This is a genomic window from Streptomyces barringtoniae (genome assembly GCF_020819595.1).
Taxonomy (GTDB): Bacteria; Actinomycetota; Actinomycetes; order Streptomycetales; family Streptomycetaceae; genus Streptomyces; species Streptomyces barringtoniae.
The window spans coordinates 1-20649 of sequence record NZ_JAJHNP010000042.1 but is presented as its reverse complement, the minus strand read 5'-3'; the positions used below and the strand labels follow the sequence as shown (position 1 = coordinate 20649).

Genomic DNA, 20649 nt, shown 5'->3' with positions numbered 1-20649 from the left:
ATGCTGCGCCTCGGTCGCCTTCTCGCTGGGACCCGCCACCGCCCGGGCACGAATCGCGTGCAGCTCGGCGACCCGTCCGCGGGCATCGCCGTCGGCGGTCGTCGGGGCCGCCGTCGGCTGCGTCGCCTCTGTCGTCGTCATTGGACCAGCTCCACCCCGGGCCCGGCAGCAGTCCGGGCGACATCATGGTCCGCGGCCCCGGCGGGCTCGCGCTCGATGATTGAATCCCGTACCCGCCGACGGTTCCACCTGCAACTCCCCCTAACCTTCGCCGGCAACCCCTAATCGTCGCCGCGCCGCCCGAAGGAGAGGCGACCGGCGCCCGGGCCGCCGCGGGAACACAGGACGTCACAGTTTGTGAATATCCTCTTACATAACACGCCGTCGCCGTCAGGCGGATTTTCTTCATAGGGCCCAGTCGTTGCTAGAGTCACCAGCGCGGGCCTCGCGCAGAGGTTCGGAACCGACGTAACCGGCCCACCGTAAAAGCAACTGACCAGTGCTTTCCGGACATTGACGTCGACTTCGAGGCTCACGGGGAAGTGCCGGGCAGCCGCGGTCATCCGCTTCGCCCGGGTGAAGACACATGAGGTGCAAGCATTCTTACTGACGATCATTCGGACCCACCGCACACCACCCTTCGATGCCAACGAGCCCTTCTACTGATCGGTAGCGGACCAGTGCCCGGCGACATCTCTCGGGAGCTACCTCAATTCTTTGCGCGCAATTAACGGGAAGGAATTGACGATGTTGCAGGAACGGGATACGGAGACCGCGAGACTCACCCGGTTCCTCGCTGGTGAGGCGCACGGCCGGGGCCGGGTCGGCGTCGTCGCCGGCGCCGTCGGATCGGGGAAGACCGCCTTGCTGCACCGTGTGGCGGAACACGTCACGTCCCGCGGTGCGCGTCTGCTGAGCGCGGTCGGGGCCCCTGATGAACAGGCCTTTCCCTACGCGGTCGTGGAGCAGCTGATCCATGGGCTTCCGCCGGCGCCGTCGGGCCACCCGGCGGCCGCCGCGCAGGGTTCGCCACCGCAGCCGGTGGCAGCTCGGACCGAGGCGGCCCGCCACCACGCCCTCCACCCGGCGTTCCGGCAGCGGCTGGCCCGGGCGGCGTCGGCCGGGCCGGTGCTCATCGTCATCGACGACGTGCAGTTCGCGGACCCGGAGTCGCTGGCCTGCCTGACGCACACCTGGGAGCTGCTGCCTGCCGAAACGTTCTCGCTGCTGGTCGCGCTGGGCTCCCCGGAGGCCGCGATGCCCGCCGCGCTCGCGGAACTCCCGCACCGGGCCCAGGTATGCGACGTCCGGCTCGGCCCGCTGACGGTGACGGGCGTCGAGGGCCTGCTGGCCGGGACGTACGGCACGGCGCACGCCGCCCGGTTCGCGCCCGCATGGCATGCCGCGACCGGCGGCAGTCCCCTGCTGGTGCACGCGCTGCTGGACGACGCCTCGGGCCGCCCCCGCACCTCGGGCACCTCCGCGGCCCGGGACGGGGCGGCCCCCGAGACCGGTGAGATGTTCCGGCAGGCGACGCTGGCCTGTGTACACCGTCATGGTGCGGCGGGAGTGCGGGTCGCCCGGGCCGTCGCCGTGCTGGGCGGCGCCGAACGGGTGCGGCTGTTGTGCGCGTTGACCTCGCTCGAGGAGCCGGCGGTCCGCGGATGCCTGGTCTCCCTCACCCGGGCGGGCGTCCTGGACGGCACCGGCTTCCGGCACGAGGCCGCCCGACGTGCCGTGCTGCAGGACGTGCCCGCGGAGCAGGCCGGCCGGTTCCGCACGGACGCCGCGCGGTGGCTCCACGAGAACGGGGCCCCGGCGGTGGAGACGGCCCGCCAGCTGATCGCGCACGAGTCGGCCGTGCCCCACGAGGCGTGGGCGGTCGCGGTCCTGCGGGAGGCGACGCGGCAGGCGCTCGACGAGGACGACACCGCCCTCGCCACGCAGTGCCTGCAGGCAGCCGAACGCTGCAGCACCGACGAGCAGGAGCGGCTCACGATCCAGGCGGACCTGGCCCAGCTCATCTGGCGGCTCAAGCCCTCGGCGTCCGGCCCCTGGATGCAGTCGCTGACCGAGCCGGCCCGGGCCGGCCTGCTGGCGCCCGCCCAGACGCTGCGCCTCGCGGTGGGGCTGCTGTGGAACGGGCGCACGGACGACGCCGCGGCACTGATCCGCCAGGTCGACGAGGCGATGTCGGGCAGGCCCGACCCGGTCCTGGACACCCAGGTGCGGACCGTCCAGATGATGCTGGCCACCACTTATCCCGACGCCCTCGGGGCGATCCGGGAGTTGTTGCAACGGCTGGACGGCGCACGGCGTTCGCCGGCGGACACGGCCGGCAGCGACTCACTGCGGTCGTTCCGCCTGCTGCACGCCGCGCTCTACCAGGAGTGGGACGAGTCCGCGACCGCCGAGGCGGACCGGCTCCTCGAGGCGAACCAGCCGACGGAGCAGGGATTCGACCAGGTGCGGGTGGCACTGCTGGCGCTGGTGTACGCCGACCGGCTGGAGCAGGCCACGCGATGGTGCGAGCGGTTCCTGGCCGGGGCGGAGGGCCGGGCCTTCCCGGGCTGGCAGACGGCGCTCAACGCGATGCGCGGTCAGATCTCCTTGCGCCAGGGCCGGTTGAGCGAGGCGGCCGAGCTGGTCGAGTGCGCGCTGGAGCAGCTGCCGGCCCACGCATGGGGGGTGGCCGTCGGCATGCCGCTGGGCACACTGGTGGAGGCCAGGACCGCGATGGGCCACCACAACCGCGCGGCCGAGCTGCTCGAGACGCCGATGGCGTCGACCATGTTCGCCACCCGGTACGGGGTGCACTACCTGTACGCGCGCGGCCGCCACCAGCTGGCCACCGGCCGCCACGACGCCGCCCTCGCCGACTTCCTGGCCTGTGGCGAGCGGATGACCGCCTGGCGGATGGACACCGCCTCCCTCGCGCCCTGGCGGCTGGGCGCGGCCGAGACCTGGCTGGCCCTGGGCGACCGCACCAAGGCCGCCGCCCTGGCCAAGGAGCAGCTGGACCGGCCCGGACAGCCGGCCGCCCGCGGCCCGGCGCTGCGGATCCTGGCCGCCACCCGGCCGCCCTGGGAGCGCATCGGGCTGCTCGGCCGGGCTCTGACCGCGCTGCGGGAGTCCGGGGACCGCTACGAGACCGCTCGCGCCCTCGCCGATCTGGGGCAGGCGCACCGGCGGGTCGGCAATACCGCGCAGGGCAGGCAACTGGCCCGCAAGGCAAGGGAGTCGGCCGACTCGTGCGGCGCCGAGGAGCTGAGCCGCTCCCTGCAGCCGGAGCCGGGTCGCGGCGCCGCGCCGGAGACCGGGCGGGACGGCGCGGACGCGGTGCGGCCGGACGCCGCGGCGCTGGCCTCCCTGACCGACGCCGAGCGGCGGGTCGCGGCGCTGGCCGTCTACGGCCACACCAACCGGGAGATCGCCGCGAAGCTGTTCATCACGGTCAGCACGGTCGAACAGCACCTCACCCGGGTCTACCGCAAGATGAACATCAGTCACCGACAGGACCTCCCGGTCAGTTTGGACAGCGATGTCGCACACAGCGCATGACATACCGGCGCAGCCCGCCGGCCCGGCGGGATCCGGCGGGCAGTTGCTCGCCGTGAGCGATCTGCACATCGGCATGGCGGACAACCGGCCCATCACCGAGTCGCTGCGGCCGGGCTCGGACGGCGACTGGCTCCTGGTCGCCGGAGACGTGGGCGAGCTGACCACGGACATCGAGTGGGCGCTGCGGCTGCTGTCGCAGCGGTTCGCGAAGGTGGTGTGGGCGCCCGGCAACCACGAGCTGTGGACACCGCGCGAGGACCCCGTCCAGCTGCGCGGCGAGCGGCGGTACCGGTACCTGGTGGAGATGTGCCGGGGCCTCGGCGTGGTCACCCCGGAGGACCCGTACCCGGTGTGGGAAGGGGAGGACGGGCCGGTCGCGGTGGCCCCGCTGTTCGTGCTCTACGACTACTCCTTCCGGGCGCCGGGCGCCGCCACCAAGGCGGAGTCGCTGGCCCGGGCGCACGCCACGGGGGTGGTGTGCAGCGACGAGTACCTGCTGCATCCGGACCCCTACCCCACCCGGGAGGCGTGGTGCGCCGCCCGGGTCGAGGCCACCGAACGGCGGCTCGCGGCGCACGATCCGTCCGTGCCGCTGGTGCTGGTCAATCACTACCCGCTGCTGCGCGAGCCCACCGAGGTGCTGTGGTACCCGGAGTTCGCCCAGTGGTGCGGCACCGTGCGGACGGCGGACTGGCACCGCAGGTTCCGCACCGCGGCGGTGGTCTACGGCCATCTGCACATCCCCCGGACGACCTGGCACGACGGGGTGCGGCACGAGGAGGTCTCGGTCGGCTATCCGCGTGAGTGGCGGCGCCGGGGGCATCCGCGGGGGCTGCTGCGGCGGATCCTGCCGCATCCTCCCGCCCCCGCCGGAAGCGGCGCGGACGGCGTCCGGCAGCGGGAGAGCGTGTGATCGGCGAGCTGATGCCGGGGACGGTCGTGTGCGCCGAGGCGTTCGAGGACCGGGAAGAGGAGGCGCTGTTCCCCGAGGAGCGCCGGGTGCTGGGGCACGCGGTCGAACGCAGGCGCCGGGAGTTCGCCACCGTACGGGCGTGCGCCCGGCAGGCGCTGGCCGGTCTGGGGCTGCCCCCGGCGCCGGTGCTGCCCGGGGTGCGCAACACTCCGCAGTGGCCCGCCGGGGTGGTGGGCAGCATGACGCACTGCGACGGCTACCGTGCCGCCGCGCTGGCCCGGGCGTCGGACGTGACCGCCGTCGGCATCGACGCGGAGCCCGACGGGCCGCTGCGGCAAGGGGTGCTGGAGTCCATCGCGCTGCCCCGGGAACTGGCCTGGGCGCGGACTGCGTCGCCGGTCCCTGTGCACCGGGACCGGCTGCTGTTCAGCGCCAAGGAGTGCGTGTACAAGGCGTGGTTCCCGATGATGCGCAGCGAACTGGACTTCGACGACGCGGAGATCACCTTCTCCGGGACCGCGGGGGCGGGGCCGGAACAGGGCGCTCACGGTGCCTTCCACGCGCGGATCCTGCGCCCGGCACGCAACGCCGCGGGGCAACATGTGGGGGCCTTCTCGGGACGCTGGGCGGCCCGGCGCGGGCTGCTGGTCACGGCGATCGTGCTGGCGGCCGCGTCCTGAGGTCGCCGCGCCGGCCCCGGAGAGGGCGGCCCGGGGTCGGTAGGGGTTGTCCGCCCGGAACGGCCCTCCCTAGCGTGAGAGCGCCGGGGCGATCTGCGATTCCGCGGCCCCGTTGCCGACACGGCCGAGAGGTTTTTCCACCATGTCGACTGCCGGCCCCTCCCCGACCACCATGCTGGTGCCGGACTTCCCCTTCTCCTACGACCACTGGCTGAGCCATCCGGCCGGGCTGGGTGTGCTCCCCGAAGCACTGCGGGGCACCGAAGTCGCCGTCGTCGGAGGTGGCATGGCCGGGATGACGGCGGCGTACGAGCTGATGCGGCTCGGGCTGCGGCCCGTGGTGTACGAGACCGGGCAACTGGGCGGCAGGATGCGTTCGGTGCCCTTCCCGGAGGATCCGCGGTACGTGGCCGAGATGGGGGCCATGCGCTTCCCGCTGTCGGCCCGGTCGCTGTTCCACTACGTCGGCATGCTCGGTCTCGCCACCCGTCCCTTCCCCAACCCGCTGGCCGCGTGCACCCCCAGCACCGTCGTCGATCTGGGCGGCAGCCGGCACCTGGTGCGGTCCGCGGACGAACTGCCCGGGCTCTACCAGGAGGTGGCCGAGTCCTGGGCCAAGGCGCTGCAGGAGCGCGCCGAGTTGTCCACCGTGCGGGACGCCATCCAGCGGCGGGACACCGAGACCCTGAAAGCCGTGTGGAACCGGCTGGTCACCGAATTCGACGACCAGTCCTTCTACGGCTTCCTCGCCACGACCCCGGCCTTCCGGTCGTTCCGGTACCGGGAGACGTTCGGCCAGGTCGGGTTCGGCACGGGCGGCTGGGACACGGACTTCCCCAACTCCTTCCTGGAGATCCTCCGCGTGGTGTTCACCGAGGCGGACGACAACCAGGTGCTGATCGACGGTGGCGCCCAGCAGGTGCCGCTGGGCCTGTGGCAGCACGTCCCCGCCGATCCGGTGCACTGGCCGGCGGGAACGTCCCTGGCGGCCCTGCACGGCGGGGCGCCGCGCCCGGGAGCGGTCGGGCTGAGGCGCACCGCGGGCGGCATAGCGGTACGGGACGCCGGCCAGGAGGAGCGCGAGTACCCGGCGGTCGTGTACACCCCGCACGTGTGGACGCTGCTGCACCGCGTCGACTGCGACCCGGCGCTGCTGCCTGCCGCGCACTGGACGGCGGTCGAGCGCACCCACTACATGGGGGCGTCGAAGCTGTTCGTGCTGGTGGACCGCCCGTTCTGGCGGGACGTCGACCCGGTGACCGGGCAGCACGTGATGAGCATGACGCTCACCGACCGGCTGCCGCGCGGTGTCTACCTGTTCGAGGAGGGGCCCGACCGGCCGGCCGTGATGTGCCTGTCGTACACCTGGAACGACGACTCGCTGAAGGTCGCCACCCTCTCCGCCGAGGAGCGGCTGCGGGCGCTGCTGGCGCGGCTGTCGGAGATCTACCCGGACACCGACATCCGTTCGCACATCATCAGCGAGCCGATCACCGTCACCTGGGAGACCGAACCCCACTTCATGGGGGCGTTCAAGTCCAACCTGCCGGGCCAGTACCGCTACCAGCGGCGGCTGTTCACCCAGTTCGTGCAGGAGGGCATGACCCCCGCGCAGCGCGGGTTCTTCCTGTGCGGGGACGACGTCTCGTGGACGGCCGGCTTCGCCGAGGGTGCGGTGACCACGGCGCTCAACGCCGTGTGGGGAGTCCTGCACCACCTGGGCGGTGCCGCACACCCCGCCAACCCGGGGCCGGGTGACCTCTTCGAGGCGCTCGCTCCCGTGGAACTGCCGTACGCCTGAGGCGATGGTGCGGCCGGCCGGTGCCGATCAGCCCGGCCGGCCGTGCCGCGATCGACGAGCGCGCCGGGAACCCGCCGACGCCGCCGGCCACACGGCCGGCGGCGCATCCGCGTCTCACGGCACTGCGGGACGCCGACGGGGCGAGGACGCCCTCGCGCTCTCCGGCGGCGAAGACGTCCTCGCACTCGCCGGCCTCGCCGGCGCTCTCATCCGCTGCCGGCGCACCGCCGGCCGGGACGGACGGTGCCCTACTGCTGAGCGAGCTCGGCCAGGCGGTGCTTGTCGGGCTTGCCGTTGCGGTTGAGCGGGAAGCTGTCGAGGACCAGGACGCGGTTGGGCTGCTCGAAGGCGGGCAGCAGGCCTGCCAGCACCTCGCGCCAGTGTGCGGCGTCCCGCCCCTGCTCGTCCTCCACGAAGAACACCAGCTGGGTACCGCGCCGTTCGTCCGGCAGCGGAACGATCCGCACCGGGCAGTCGGCGGCTTCCGCCTTCCGTTCGATCACCTCGGGATAGAGGGTGTAGCCGTTGCGGTGCACGGCGAGCTTGCGGCCCAGGACGAACAGGTTGCGGTGCTCGTCGAGGTAGCCGAGGTCGCCGGTCGCCTGCCAGCCGGACGGCACGCGGGCCACGGTTCCGTCCTCGTCCAGATGGCCCTCCAGGCCGTCGGGGGTGTCGACCTCGATCTCCCCCGGCTCGCCCGCGGCCCGCGGGAGCCCCGCCTCGTCGACGATCCGCACCTCGATGCCGTCCATGGCCCGGCCGCAGGCAATCGGGTTGTCCAGGGTGGCGAAGGCGATATTGCCGAGTTCGGTGCTTCCGTAGCTGTCCAGCAGCGGCAGGCCGAACTCGGCCTGGTAGCGCGCCACCAGCGGAGCGTCCAGCGGGGCGGCGCCGACGCAGAACATCCGCACCGACTCCAGGTGGGTGCGCAGTGCCGGCTTGCGGGTGACCAGGTTGAGCATGCTGCGGTAGCTCGACGGTGTGGCGTCGATGACGGTGGTACCGGTCTGCCCGGCCATCCGCAGCGCGTGGTCGAGGCGCCGGTAGGGGGCGATCACCAGTGAGCAGCGGGTCAGCCAGGCGATCAGGACCATCGACAGTCCGTACTGGTGCGCGAAGGGCAGCAGCGGCAGCAGTACGTCGTCGGGGCGGTGACCCACCTGTGCGGCGTTGCGTTCCAGGTTGCGCAGGAACTTCGCGCCGTTCTTGACGACACCCTTGGGGGAGCCGGTGGAGCCGGACGTCCACATGATGAGTCCGTCGGGCAGCCGGCCCCAGGTGTCGAAGTCGAGGCTGTGCTCCGTGCCGGTGAGGCCGGCGGAGGGCACCAGCAGCTCGTAGAGATGCACCGGGTCGGCCTCGCGGTCGACGGGCGCGTCGTCGTCCACGAAGACGACCTTCGCACCGGTCCGCAGGGCGATGCGGCGGGTTTCCTCGGCGCGCTCCTGCTGGTCGACCAGCACGATGGAGGCGCCGACGTGCATCAGGGCGAACAGCACCGACAGGTAGGCGGTGGAGTTCCCCGCCTTCAGCATGACCCGGTCTCCGGGGCCGACGCCGCGGTCCCGGATCACGCTGGCGACGCGCAGCGCGTCCTGCTCGAAGGCGTCGAGGGTCTGCACCGAGTCGGCACCGAATATTTTCGCTGTCATCGTAGGCTCCCTGTCCTACTCGGCGTCCATGGTCCTTGCGTTGCGCGGGTGGTGGGTCGGGTCGAGCAGCCGCAGCTCTCCCCCGGGTCCCGGCGGTTCCGGCGGGTCGAAGGGCGAGAGGGACATGAGTTGGTCGTGCACGATGTTGACGACCTCGCGTTTGTGCGAATCCAGGCAGCCGCGCGCCCCGGAGAGCGTCTCCAGGTCGAAGCGGCCGCTGGTGCAGCGCCGCCAGGCGCGGACCCCCGCCGGGGTGAGACCGGGGTCGCGGCCGGCGGCCAGTGCCACGATGCGGCAGCGGAGCGTCGGGGGGCCGAGCGGTGCGTGCACGCACGGCGCGTTGCTGCCGGAGACGAACAGGGTCTGCAGCAGTGCGGCGGTCTCCCGCTCCAGCCGTTCGGCCACCCGGTAGGCGAGCCGGGCACCCGCGCGGTGCCCGAAGAACGCGAGCCGGGAGCCCGTGAAGCCGGCGAGTGTCTCGAATATCCTGGAGGCCAGTTCCTCGGAGTCGCAGACGGGTTCGGGCCTGTGGTCGCCCAGGTCGCCCGAGTCGCCGGGGTACTGGATCAGCAGCACCTCGACGGTGGGCAGCAGCAGTTCCGCCAGTCCGAGGTAGCGCCCGGTGGAATGCGTGTGGCCCGGAAAGCAGATGAGTCGGAAACTGCTCGGGGTCTCCGGTTGCAGAATCCTGATGAGCCCGATGTCGTCGGGGGTCTTGTCGTGGGTCATGGAGTCGGCAGCCCCTGCCTGAGCGGGGTCCACACCTTGTGGTTGTTGCGGTACCACTCGACCGTCTCGATGATCCCGAGGGCGAAGTCGACCATCGGCCGGTAGCCGAGGTCGTCACGGATCCTCGACCAGTCGACGCAGTAGCGGCGGTCGTGTCCCTTGCGGTCGGCGACCGGCTCCACGCGGTCCCAGTCCGCGCCGCACGCCTTCAGCAGGATCTCGGTGAGCTGACGATTGGTCAGTTGCATGCCGCCGCCGATGTTGTAGACCGCACCGGGGGTGCCTCGGGTGAGCACCGCGAGGAGGGCACGGCAGTGGTCGTCGACGTGCAGCCAGTCGCGCACGTTCTCGCCGTCGCCGTACAGCGGGACCGTGCCGCCGCCGAGCAGGCGGGAGACGAAGAGCGGGATCACCTTCTCCGGGTACTGGTAGGGGCCGTAGTTGTTGGAGCAGCGGGTCACCCGCACGTCGAGGCCGTGGGTACGGTGGTGGGCGAGGGCCAGCAGGTCGCTGGACGCCTTGGACGCGGCGTAGGGGGAGCTGGGCCGCAGGGGATCGTCCTCGCGGGAGGCGCCGGTGGGCACCGAGCCGTAGACCTCGTCGGTCGACACGTGCACGAACGGTCCGACGCCGTGCCGCAGTGCGGCCTCCAGCAGCACCGAGGTGCCCAGCACGTTGGTGGTCACGAAGTTCCCGGCCGCCACGATGGAGCGGTCGACGTGCGACTCGGCGGCCAGGTGGACGACGGCGTCGTGGTCCGGCATCACCCGGTTCACCAGCTCCGCGTCGGTGATGTCACCGTGGACGAACGCGAAACCGGGTTCGTCCGCCACCGGTGCGAGGTTCTCCCGGCGGCCCGCGTAGGTGAGTTTGTCGAGGGCGGTGACATGCACGTCGTCACCGAGCGGTCTGCCGGCCCCGAGGATCGTACGGACCAGGTGGGAGCCGATGAAGCCGGCGGCGCCGGTGATCAGAAGTCTCATGAACGGATCTGCACTTTGCTGTGGTCGCCGAGGATCAGGCGGTGGGCTTGGGGGACGCGCGGCGCGGGGGTGACCTGGACGTGCCGTCCGATCATGGACGCCTCGATGCGGCGTACGCCGTCGATGCCGGCGCCGGTCAGGACGATGGAGTACTCGATCTCGCTGTCCGCGATGGTGCAGTGGTCGGCGACCGAGGTGAACGGGCCGATGTAGGAGTCCTCGACGCGGCTGCCCCGTCCGATGACCGCCGGTCCCACGATCCGGGACCGCGTCACTGTGGCGCCGGCTTCCACGACCACCCTGCCGACGAGCTCGCTGGCCTCGTCGACCGTGCCGTCGCAACGCGGGTCCAGCCGGTCCAGGACCGAACGGTTGACCTCCAGCATGTCGGCCGCGTTGCCGGTGTCCTTCCAGTAGCCGGTGACCACCGAGGAGCGGACGTCGGTGCCGTGGTCGATGAGCCACTGGATGGCGTCGGTGATCTCCAGTTCGCCGCGCGCGGAGGGCCGGATCGCGGCGACCGCGTCGTGGATGGCGGGGGTGAAGAAGTACACCCCGACCAGAGCCAGGTCGCTCTTGGGGAACCGCGGCTTCTCCTCGAGCCGGATGACGCGGCCGGCGTCGTCCAGTTCGGCCACGCCGAAGGCCGACGGGTCACCGACCCGGGTGAGCATGATCTGCGCGTCCGGTCCCTCCTGCCGGAAGTCGGCCAGTTGCGCGCGGATACCGCCGACCAGGAAGTTGTCCCCCAGGTACATCACGAAGTCGTCGTCGCCGAGCCAGTCGCGGGCGGTGCGCACGGCGTGCGCCAGGCCCAGCGGGCGGTCCTGCGGGATGTAGGTGGCGCGGATGCCGAAGGTCGTGCCGTCGCCGACCGCGCCGCGGATCTCCTGCGCGGTGTCGCCGACGATGATGCCGACGTCCGTGATGCCGGCCTCCGCGATGCCCTCCAGCACGTAGAAGAGGATCGGTTTGTTGGCGACCGGGACGAGTTGTTTCGCCGAGGTGTGGGTCAGGGGCCGCAGGCGGGTGCCGGACCCCCCAGCCAGGACGAGCGCCTTCACTCAGGCCTCCAGGACGGTTGCGGGCGCCGCGGGGCGCGGCGGGAGGGAGCGCAGGTGGCGTCGGCACTCCTCGTACGAGGGCAGCAGGCCGGCCGCCTCCAGCTGGGCGAGCCCGGGTGCGGCGGCGTCCTTCTCGGAGAGCACCGCCGGGACGTGCGGCCACTGGATCCCGAGGTCCTCGTCGAGCGGGTGGACGCCGTGCTCGCGGCTCGGCTGGTAACCGGTGGAGCACAGGTAGACCACGGTGGCGTCGTCGGTGAGCGCCTGGAACGCGTGGCCGAGGCCCTCGGAGAGGAACACGGCGTCGCGGTCGCGGTCGTCCAGTTCGACGGCCTCCCACCGGCCGAAGGTCGGTGAGCCGGTACGCAGGTCCACCACCACGTCGCGCACCGCGCCGCGTACGCAGGTGACGTATTTGGCCTGGCCGGGCGGAACATCGGCGTAGTGCACCCCGCGCAGCACGCCGCGACGGGAGACCGAGCAGTTGGCCTGTGCCGGGTCGAGGTCGCGGCCGGTGGCCTCGCGGAACAGGTCGCCGCGGAACCACTCGAGGAAGGTGCCGCGCGGGTCGCCGAACCGGCGCGGGCGGTACCGCCAGGCACCTTCGATGGACAGGGGTTCCATGGTCAGCCGACCTCCGTCGCCACGGCACCGGCGTGCTGTGCCGGTGTTCCGCTCTGTGTGATCGCCTCGTGGAGCGCCGCCCGCCAGGGGCGCGGGGCGGGCAGGCCGGCCTCGGCCCACCGGTCGTGGCCGAGCACGCTCCAGGCCGGCCGCCGTGCGGCGCGCACCAGTTGGTCGCTGCCGATCGGCCGTACCCGCAGCGGGTCGGCGCCCAGCAGCCGGAAGACCTCCTGCGCCAGTTCGTGCCAGGTGGTCCGCCCGGCGCCGGTGGCGTGGAATACACCGCACGTACGGTCCCGGGGCAGCGAGCCGAGGGCGACCAGGGCTTCGGCGACGTCGGGCGCCCAACTGGGCTGACCGTGCTGGTCGTCGACCACGTTCACGGTCCGGTCCGGCTCGGCCGCGAACCGGGTCATGGTGCCCACGAAGCCGGTGAGCGGGAGGCCTCCGGCCGGGGCGCCCCCGTCGGCGGCCGGTCCGTACAGCCAGGAGGTGCGCACGACGGTGGCCTGCGGGAGCTCCGCCAGCACGGCGCGCTCACCCGCCAGCTTGGTACGCCCGTAGGCGGTAAGGGGCTTCGGGGGCGCGTCCTCCGCGTACGGCGTGCCCCGGTGCTCGACGTCGCCGCCGAACACGTAGTCGGTGGAGACGTGCAGCAGCCGGGCAGCGGAGTCGGCGCAGGCCCTGGCGAGGTTGCGCGGGCCCATGGCATTGACGCGGGCGGCGGCGCCCTCGTCGCGCTCCGCGGCGTCGACGTCCGTCCACGCGGCGCAGTTGACGACCGTGTGCGGACGATGTGCGGCGACGGCTTCCACGACGGCGCGCCGGTCCGTGATGTCCAGGTCACCGTGTCCCAGCGCCACCGTCTCGGCGCCCGTCGTCTCCAGCAGCGCCCGCACCGCGCGTCCCAGCGTGCCGCCCGCGCCCACCAGCAGCCACCCGAATCCGGCCGGCGACCGCGCTGATATGTGCGAAGAATCCTTCGAGGCGATCACACGGCGATGCTACGGGTTATTCGGGTATTCCCATACCCGCCTTTTCCCCCTACGCACCCCTAACCCCGCACGCTCACCCCTGACTTGGGGCCCGTGCGGGCCACGGGAAAAGAAACCGTGCTACACATGGCGGGCACCTTTGTCACGTTCCTTTCCGTCGGCGCACACATCGCGCAGCCAGGCCGCACGCGACCCTCGCGGCAGAACGCCGGTGCGGCGGTGTCGCGTCCAGCTTGATTCACAGGTTTCATGAATACAACACGTGCCGCGGATTCCGCCGTCCTCGTCGACGGACTGGTCAAAAAATATCCCGACCGAGAACAATTCGCCGTCGAAGACCTCAGCTTCAGCGTGAACCACGGGGAAGTCTTCGGCTTCCTCGGTCCGAACGGAGCGGGGAAGACCACCACGATCGGCATTCTCACCACCCGGGTGGCCCCCACCGCGGGGCGCGCCTTCGTGATGGGCGTCGACGTGGTGGCCAAGCCCGCGCTGGCCCGCCAGTCGTTCGCCGTCGTACCGCAACGCAACAACCTGGACCGCTCACTGACCATCCGGCAGAACCTCGTCTTCCACGCCGGATACCACGGGCTCCCCCGCTCCGAACGCAACCGGCTGGCGGACGAGAGCCTGGAGTTCGTCGGGCTGACCGACCACGGCCAGGCGCGCGCCGACGAGGTGTCCGGCGGCCAGGCCCAGCGCGTGATGATCGCCCGGGCGCTGATGCACCGGCCACGGGTGCTCTTCCTCGACGAGCCCGCCACCGGCCTGGACCCCCAGTCGCAGTTGTTCGTGCACGACCGGGTGGCCGAACTCAGCGGCCGGGGCGTCACCGTGGTCATCACCACCCACAACATGGACGAGGCCGAGAAGCTGTGCGACCGGGTGGGCATCGTCGACCACGGCAAGCTCCTCGCCCTCGACACCCCGCAGGCCCTGATGAAGACGCTCAGCAACACCTCGGTCTCCGTCACGGTGGCACCGCCGCCGACCGGGGCCGAGGAGGTCCTGGCGCGCCTGAAGCGGATCGAGTCCGTGGCGGGCGTCGAGGTCCTGCACCAGGACGGGGACGACGAACTCGACCTCGACCTCGACTTCCGTCCGAAGGACGTACGGCTGAAGGTCTACAGCGACGCCGCTTCCTCGACGATCCTCCCGACCGTGATCCGCGCCCTCGCCGAAGCCGGCTGCGAGGTCAAGGACATGAGCGTCGGCAACTCCACCCTCGAAGACGTCTTCGTCGAGCTGACCGGCAGGGAGCTGCGATGACCACCGCCGCCACGTCCGCGCCCACCGACGACACCGCCCCCGAGGCGGACGACACCGCGGCCGCCGCCGAGCCCCAGCCACAGCCGACCCCCCGCGGTGGCCGGCACCGGCGCCGGGCCACCCGCTGGCGGACCTTCTGGTTCATCCTGTGGCGGGACATCTTCGTCACCGGCCGCGAGATCGCGCCGTTCCTCGGCCAGGTCCTCGTGGAGCCGTTCTTCATCCTCTTCGTCTTCGGCAAGGTGCTCGGCAACCTCGGCTACACCACTCCGGGCTTCGAACAGGTGCTGCTGCCGGGCGTCGTCGCGCTCAACAGCTTCCTGGTGAGCCTGCAGAACACCGCCCTGCCGCTGGCCATCGACTTCTCCTACACCAAGGAGATCGAGGACCGGCTGCTGGCGCCGATCCCCGTGGTGCTGGTCGCGATCGAGAAGGTGCTGTTCGGTGCCATCCGCGGGCTGATCGGCTCGCTGGTGATGATTCCGATCGGCCTGCTCCTCCTCGACCACGTCTCCTGGCCGCTGCACACCCTGCCGGCCACCCTGGGCATCTTGACGCTGGGCGGTCTCGTCGGCGGCACGGTGGGTCTGACGCTGGGCACGCTGGCCCCGGCGCGGCACATCAGCATCGTCTTCGCCATGACGCTCACGCCGATCATGTTCACCGGCGCCACCCAGTTCCCCTGGGCGAGCCTGTCCCACATCCGCTGGTTCCAGATCCTGTGCACCCTCAACCCGCTGACCTACGTCAGCGAGGCGATGCGCGGCCTGCTGCTGCCGGCCGGCGGACCGCACTCGATTCCGCTGCCCATCTGCATAGGCGCCATCGCCGCGGGATGCCTGGTCTACGGATTCATCGGAATCCGCGGTTTCCACCGCCGCGCACAGGACTAGGCCCGTGCACCCGGCGGGAACCGACGGAATTCAGCACCACCCCCTAGCAGCAAAGGGCGTTCACCCGACCATGACGACGACATCCACGGCGTCCCGCACCGCGATCGTGTTTCCCGGAATGGGACCTTCCCGGTTCGCGGAAGTGGGGAAGTTCCTGCTCCTGGACCCCTTCGCGCGGGCCCGTCTCGCCGAGGCCGACCAGGCTCTCGGCACCTCGGTCTTCGACAACTTCAGGGAACAGACGGAGGACTATTCCGAATTCAGCCAGGTGGCCTTTCTGGTCAACTCCATGGCTCTGGCCGACCGCGCCGAGGAGACCCTCGGTGTCGTGCCGGACATCTGCGTGGGCCCGAGCTTCGGGCAGAAGGCGGCGGCGGCCTACGTCGGCTCGCTGCCGTTCGCGGAGGTGGTCCGGCTCACGGCGGAACTCGCCCGGCTCGAGGAGGACTTCTTCGGCCGGGAGTACACCGACGTGGTCACCCACTCCTTCGTCCGCACCCCGGAGGAGCGCCTCGCCGAGATCCTGGCCGACTTCGACGAGCGCGGCGTGTGGTACGAGTTCTCCGGCCACCTCGACCGCGGCTTCACGATGCTCTCGCTGCGGGAGAACGAGCTGGAGGAGTTGAAGGAGCGGATCAGCAAGGCGGGCGGCTACTCGATGTACAGCATGCGCCCGCCGGTGCACGCCCCGGCCTTCGCCGCCCTGCGCCGCCGGGCCGAGGAGGAGGTCTTCTCCCGCTACGCGTTCGCCGATCCGAAGCTGCCCGTGGTGACCGACCAGGACGGCACGGTGATCAACTCGGCGGACGAGCTGCGCACCATGATGCTGGACACCTTCGACCGTCCCGTCAACTGGCCGGCCGTCGTGGCCGCGTTGAAGGACGCGGGTGTGTCCAAGGTGTGCGTGACCGGTCCGGACAACCTCTTCCACCGCCTGGACTGCACCAAGGACAACTTCGAGGTCGAGGCCGTGGGCCTGCCGAAGCGCTCGCGCCCCCGCAGGTCCTCGTGATCTGACGAACCCGACGTCCGGAGCACTCCGGCACCGAAAACCCAAGGGCCGGCCCCGCCTCTCGGCGGGGCCGGCCCTCGGCCGTGCGGGGGGGCGCGCCGCTACCGCAGCCGCGAGACCCAGTCGTCCACCGCTCCTGCCGTGGCGTCGGCGTGCTGCTCCATCATCGTGAAGTGGTTGCCCGGTGCGTCCACGGCGGTGTGCTCCAGCTCCCAGTACGACCGCCAGTCCCCGTCCCTGGTCCAGTCGAAGAGCCGCTCCCCGGCCCGGACGAGCAGCGTGGGGGCGCCGATGGGCCGCGGTTTCCAGCCGCCGAACAACCGGAAGTAGGCGCCCATGGCCAGCAGCCGGGTGTCGTCGACCGGCACGTAGCTCTCCTGCCGCTCGTTCATGCCCGAGGACAGCCCCGGCTGGATGCCGACGATGGCGTCGTCGTCGTGCGAGTAGATGTCGATCAGCACCACCGCACGCGGTGCGGTCCCGGCGCTCTCCAGCCGCTCGGCGACCGCGTGCGCGAGCATGCCGCCGGAGGAGTGGCCGAGCAGCACGAACGGCCTGCCGTCGGCCTGCCGCAACACCGCCTCGGCCTGCGCCTCGATCACCGCCTCCGGACCGGCCGGTACCTGCTCCCCGGTGAGGAAGCCGGGCGCGGCCAGCGCCCACACGTCACGCCGGCCCCGGAAGGCGGCGGCGAACCGGGCGTACTGATGCGGCCCGGAGATCGACAGGATGGAGGAGAAGCACACCAGCGCCGGCTGCCGGTCACCGGTGGCGAGCCGCACCAGCCGCGGCGGGGTCCGCAGTTCGGCGGCGGAGGCGAACGACGGCCGGAACCGCGAGGCCTCCATCAGCAGGCCCATGAACTCGCCGGACGCGTCGAGTTCGGCGGCGCGCCGCAGCATCTGCCCGAACATTCCGCCGCTCGCCCCACCGTCCGGCGCCGGGTCCGCACCAGCGGGCCCGCCTTCGCGGGATGCCTCCTCACCGGGCGCCCCGGCGCCGGACGTCCGGGCGGCCAGTTCGGCGCGCAGATGCCGGGCGACGAGTTGCGGGGTGGGGTGGTCGAACAGCAGGGTGGGCGCCAGCCGCAGTCCTGTCGCCGCGACCAGGTGATTGCGCAGTTCCACGGCGGTCAGCGAGTCGACGCCCAGTTCCAGGAACTCGCGTGTCTCACCCACTTCCCCGGGATCGGCGAATCCCAGCACGGCTGCCGCCTGAGCGCGCACCACATCGAGCAGCGTCCGCTCCTGCTCCCCCGCCGTCAGCGCGGCCAGCCGCCGGACGAGGTCCGCCGCGCCCGCCACCGCGGCCTGGGCGGTCCGCGCGGTACGGCGGGGCACCGCCCGCACCAAGCCGCGCAGCAGCGCGGGCAGTACGCCGGCCGCCGCCTGGGACCGCAGGGGCTCGGTGTCGAGGCGCACCGCCACCAGCATGGCGTGTGCGGAGTCGGCGCCGACCCGGCAGGCGGTGTCGAACAGGGCCAGGCCCTGCGCGGAGGACAGCGGCAGCAGGCCGGACCTGGCCATCCGCCGCAGGTCCGCCTCCGCCAGCTCCCCGGTCATGGCACTGCGCTGCTCCCACAGCCCCCAGGCGACCGACACCGCCGGCAGGCCCTCGGCCCGGCGGTGCTCGGCGAGCGCGTCCAGGAAGGCGTTGGCGGCCGCGTAGTTGGCCTGACCCGGCGTGCCGAAGGTACCGGCGGCCGAGGAGAACAGGACGAACGCCGACAGGCCGAGGTCCCGGGTCGCCTCGTGGAGATTCAGGGCCGCGTCGGTCTTCGGCCGGAACACGGTGTCGATCCGGTCCGGCGTGAGCGACGGTACGAGCCCGTCGTCCAGCACGCCCGCGGTGTGGACGACGGCGGTCAGCGGATGGTCCTGGGGCACCTCGGCGAGCAGGGCCCGCAGCGCGTCCCGGTCGGCCACGTCGCAGGCGGCGACGCGCACACTCGCTCCGCGCCCGGTGAGCTCCGCGACCAGCTCGGCCGCGCCGTCGGCGCGCATCCCGCGCCGGCTGGTGAGCAGCAAGTGCCGGACGCCCCGCTCCGCCACCAGATGCCGGGCGACGAGGCCGCCGAGCGCCCCCGTTCCGCCGGTGACGAGCACGGTTCCGTCCGGGTCGAGGACGGCCGTGGCGTCACCCTCGGCCTCGGTCACCGGGACCCTGGCCAGCCGGGGGGCGTACAGGGCTCCTTCCCGGACGGCCAGTTGGTTCTCGCCGCCGGCCACCGCGCCGGGCAGGGTCCGGTAGGAGAGGTCGTGCTCGTCGACGTCCAGCAGCAGGAAGCGGTCCGGGTTCTCCGTCTGAGCCGAACGCAGCAGGCCCCACAGCGACGCCTGGGTCAGGTCACCGACCGTGTCGCCCGCCGACGCGGCGACGGCGCCACGGGTGACGAACGCGAGCCGCGCACCGTCGAACACCTCCTCGGCGAGCCAGGACTGCACCAGCTCCAGGGTCTCGTGGGCCGCCTGCCGCACACCGTCGGCGAGGTCGTCGGCGGCCTGCGGAGCCCGGGGTACCAGGACCAGGTCGGGCAGGGGCTTGCCCGCCGCCACGACCCCCGCGAGCGCCGCGAGGTCGGCGTACGCGTCGACGGACACCCCCGCCGCCTCCAGCGCGGCACCCAGCTTGAGGTGGTCGGCGCCGACGACGGCCCACTGCCCGGCCGGAACCCGTGTGCCGGCGGATGCCGGAACCCGCGCCCATTCCACCTGGAAGAGGGAGTCGTGGAACCCGCCCCTGGCCGTTCCCAGCCGGGCCGGGTCGACCGGCCGCAGCGTCAAGGCGTCCACGGAGGCGACGGCGCCACCCGTCTCGTCGACCGCTCGCAGGGCGACCGAGCCGTCACCGGCGGGGCTGATCCGCACCCGGAGCGCCGTGGCACCGGCCGCCTGCAGCCCGACCCCGCTCCACGAGAAGGGCAGGCGGAGCGCACCCGGTGCGGCGCCGGTGGAACCGGTGAACTCGCCCAGCGCCAAACCGTGCAGTGCCGAGTCGAGCAGGGCGGGATGGAGCGCGAACCGCGCGGCCTCGTCGTGCTGGTCCCGCGGCAGCGCCAGCTCGGCGAAGATGTCGTCCCCGCGTCGCCAGGCGGCCTGCAGCCCCTGGAAGGCCGGGCCGTACCCGAACCCGCCCTCGGCGAACCGCTCGTAGAGTCCGGACACGTCCAGCGGCGTGGCGTCGGCGGGCGGCCAGACGGCGAAGCCGGGGTCGGCCTGCGCCTCGCTTGCGTGCGCAGCCGCGTCATCGGCGTCCTCGGTGGCGAGGACGCCGCCGGCGTGCCGCAGCCAGGTCCCGTCCTCGGCGTCCTCGGGACGCGAGTACAAGGTCACCTCACGGCGACCGGAATCGTCCGGCTCGCCCACCGACATGCGCAGCACCACACCGCCCCGCCGGGGCAGCACCAGCGGCGCCTCGAGGGTCAGCTCCTCCAGCCGGTCGCAGCCGACCTGGTCCCCGGCACGGATCGCCAGCTCCACGAACGCCGTACCCGGCAGGATCACGGTGCCGGCCACCGCATGGTCGGCCAGCCAGCGGTGACTGTCCAGGGAGAGCCGGCCGGTGAACACGTAACCGCCCTGGTCGGGCAGTTCCACAGCCGCGCCCAGCAGCGGATGGTCCGCCGAGCCGAGTCCGGCGGAGGTCACGTCGCCGACGGTCGCCGGTACGTCGATCCAGTAGCGCTGGTGCTGGAAGGCGTAGGTGGGCAGGTCGACGCGTCGGGCACCGGTGTCGGCGTAGTAGGCCTGCCAGTCGACCGCGATGCCCCGGGTGTGGGCGTGCGCGAGGGCCGTGGTCAGGGCTTCCGGCTCCGGACGGCCCGCGCGGAGCACCGGAACGAACGCATGCTCCTCGCCGGTGACGCAGTCCTGGCCCATCGCCGAGAGCACACCGTCCGGGCCCAGCTCGACGAACGTGCTGACGTTCTGGGCCTCCAGCGTGCGGATGCCGTCGTGGAAACGGACCGCCTCACGGACGTGACGGACCCAGAAGCCGGGGCTGGTGATGTCCTCGGCCGTCGCCAGGGTGCCGGTGAGGTTGGAGACGACCGGGATACGCGGAGCCTCGTAGGTCAGGCCCTCGGCGACCTCGCGGAACGCCTCCAGCATCCCGTCCATGTGCGGCGAGTGGAAGGCGTGGCTGACCGTCAGACGCTTCGACTTGCGGCCCTGCTCCTCGAAGCGGGCCGCGATCTCCAGTACGGCGTCCTCGTCACCGGCGACCACCACGGAGGTGAGGCCGTTGACCGCCGCGATGCTCACGACGTCGGTCAGGTACGGCGCGACCTCGTCCTCGGTCGCCTGCACCGCCACCATCGCACCACCGGACGGCAGCTCCTGCATCAAACGGCCACGGGCAGCGACCAGCGTGCACGCGTCCTCCAGCGACAGCACACCCGCACAATGCGCCGCCGCGATCTCACCGATGGAGTGACCGGAGACGAAGTCCGGCCTGATGCCCCACGACTCCAGC

Annotated in this window: 14 protein-coding genes; 7 read left to right on the top strand and 7 right to left on the bottom strand. The window is 72.2% G+C overall.

Annotated elements, in window-relative coordinates; all coding sequences use genetic code 11:
• The first annotated feature begins 747 nt into the window (after positions 1-747).
• From LMU33_RS40070 to LMU33_RS40055, 4 genes are all read left to right on the top strand, one after another.
• Positions 748-3561 (top strand): helix-turn-helix transcriptional regulator, encoded by a 2814-nt coding sequence (locus tag LMU33_RS40070; RefSeq protein ID WP_228626937.1) that lies wholly within the window; start codon positions 748-750, stop codon positions 3559-3561.
• Positions 3542-4474 carry a metallophosphoesterase family protein gene (locus tag LMU33_RS40065; RefSeq protein WP_228626935.1) on the top strand — a complete coding sequence of 311 codons (933 nt, stop codon included), beginning with the start codon at positions 3542-3544 and terminating at the stop codon, positions 4472-4474. The genes LMU33_RS40070 and LMU33_RS40065 overlap by 20 nt, the downstream gene beginning before the upstream one ends.
• Positions 4471-5154 carry a 4'-phosphopantetheinyl transferase family protein gene (locus LMU33_RS40060; protein WP_228626933.1) on the top strand — a complete coding sequence of 228 codons (684 nt, stop codon included), beginning with the start codon at positions 4471-4473 and terminating at the stop codon, positions 5152-5154. Before LMU33_RS40065 ends, LMU33_RS40060 begins: the two co-directional genes overlap by 4 nt.
• Positions 5155-5296: 142 nt before the next feature.
• Entirely contained in the window at positions 5297-6955 is a 1659-nt protein-coding gene (locus tag LMU33_RS40055) for a flavin monoamine oxidase family protein (RefSeq protein ID WP_228626931.1), read from the top strand.
• A gap of 248 nt (positions 6956-7203) precedes the next feature.
• Here the strand turns inward: LMU33_RS40055 and LMU33_RS40050 are convergent, their stop codons facing one another.
• Genes LMU33_RS40050 through rfbD form a run of 6 tightly spaced genes read right to left on the bottom strand, consistent with a single transcriptional unit; the run spans position 7204 to position 13002 of the window.
• Positions 7204-8607, bottom strand: a complete 1404-nt coding sequence (locus LMU33_RS40050) for a class I adenylate-forming enzyme family protein (protein ID WP_228626928.1) — start codon at positions 8605-8607, stop codon at positions 7204-7206.
• Between the two features lie 15 nt (positions 8608-8622).
• Positions 8623-9336, bottom strand: a complete 714-nt coding sequence (locus LMU33_RS40045) for a thioesterase II family protein (RefSeq protein ID WP_228626926.1) — start codon at positions 9334-9336, stop codon at positions 8623-8625.
• Entirely contained in the window at positions 9333-10319 is a 987-nt protein-coding gene (rfbB, locus tag LMU33_RS40040) for a dTDP-glucose 4,6-dehydratase (RefSeq protein ID WP_228626924.1), read from the bottom strand. Before rfbB ends, LMU33_RS40045 begins: the two co-directional genes overlap by 4 nt.
• Entirely contained in the window at positions 10316-11383 is a 1068-nt protein-coding gene (locus LMU33_RS40035) for a glucose-1-phosphate thymidylyltransferase (RefSeq protein ID WP_228626922.1), read from the bottom strand. Before LMU33_RS40035 ends, rfbB begins: the two co-directional genes overlap by 4 nt.
• The gene (locus tag LMU33_RS40030) at positions 11384-12007 is read right to left on the bottom strand and encodes a dTDP-4-dehydrorhamnose 3,5-epimerase family protein (protein WP_228626920.1); all 624 of its coding nucleotides are present in this window, start codon (positions 12005-12007) and stop codon (positions 11384-11386) included.
• A 2-nt stretch (positions 12008-12009) separates the two neighbouring features.
• Positions 12010-13002: a dTDP-4-dehydrorhamnose reductase gene (gene rfbD, locus LMU33_RS40025; protein ID WP_228626918.1), complete on the bottom strand. Its 993-nt coding sequence runs from the start codon at positions 13000-13002 to the stop codon at positions 12010-12012.
• A gap of 249 nt (positions 13003-13251) precedes the next feature.
• On the opposite strand from rfbD, the gene LMU33_RS40020 reads away from it, so the two are divergent.
• The 3 genes from LMU33_RS40020 to LMU33_RS40010 all read left to right on the top strand — a co-directional run bounded on the left by LMU33_RS40020 (position 13252) and on the right by LMU33_RS40010 (position 16176).
• On the top strand, positions 13252-14271 hold the full coding sequence (locus LMU33_RS40020; RefSeq protein WP_228626917.1) for an ABC transporter ATP-binding protein: 1020 nt from the start codon (positions 13252-13254) through the stop codon (positions 14269-14271).
• On the top strand, positions 14268-15164 hold the full coding sequence (locus LMU33_RS40015) for an ABC transporter permease (RefSeq protein ID WP_228626915.1): 897 nt from the start codon (positions 14268-14270) through the stop codon (positions 15162-15164). Before LMU33_RS40020 ends, LMU33_RS40015 begins: the two co-directional genes overlap by 4 nt.
• A gap of 70 nt (positions 15165-15234) precedes the next feature.
• Positions 15235-16176 carry an ACP S-malonyltransferase gene (locus tag LMU33_RS40010; protein WP_228626913.1) on the top strand — a complete coding sequence of 314 codons (942 nt, stop codon included), beginning with the start codon at positions 15235-15237 and terminating at the stop codon, positions 16174-16176.
• A 101-nt stretch (positions 16177-16277) separates the two neighbouring features.
• Here the strand turns inward: LMU33_RS40010 and LMU33_RS40005 are convergent.
• Positions 16278-20649: SDR family NAD(P)-dependent oxidoreductase (locus tag LMU33_RS40005; RefSeq protein WP_228626911.1), on the bottom strand; the 4372-nt coding region annotated here is incomplete at its 5' end.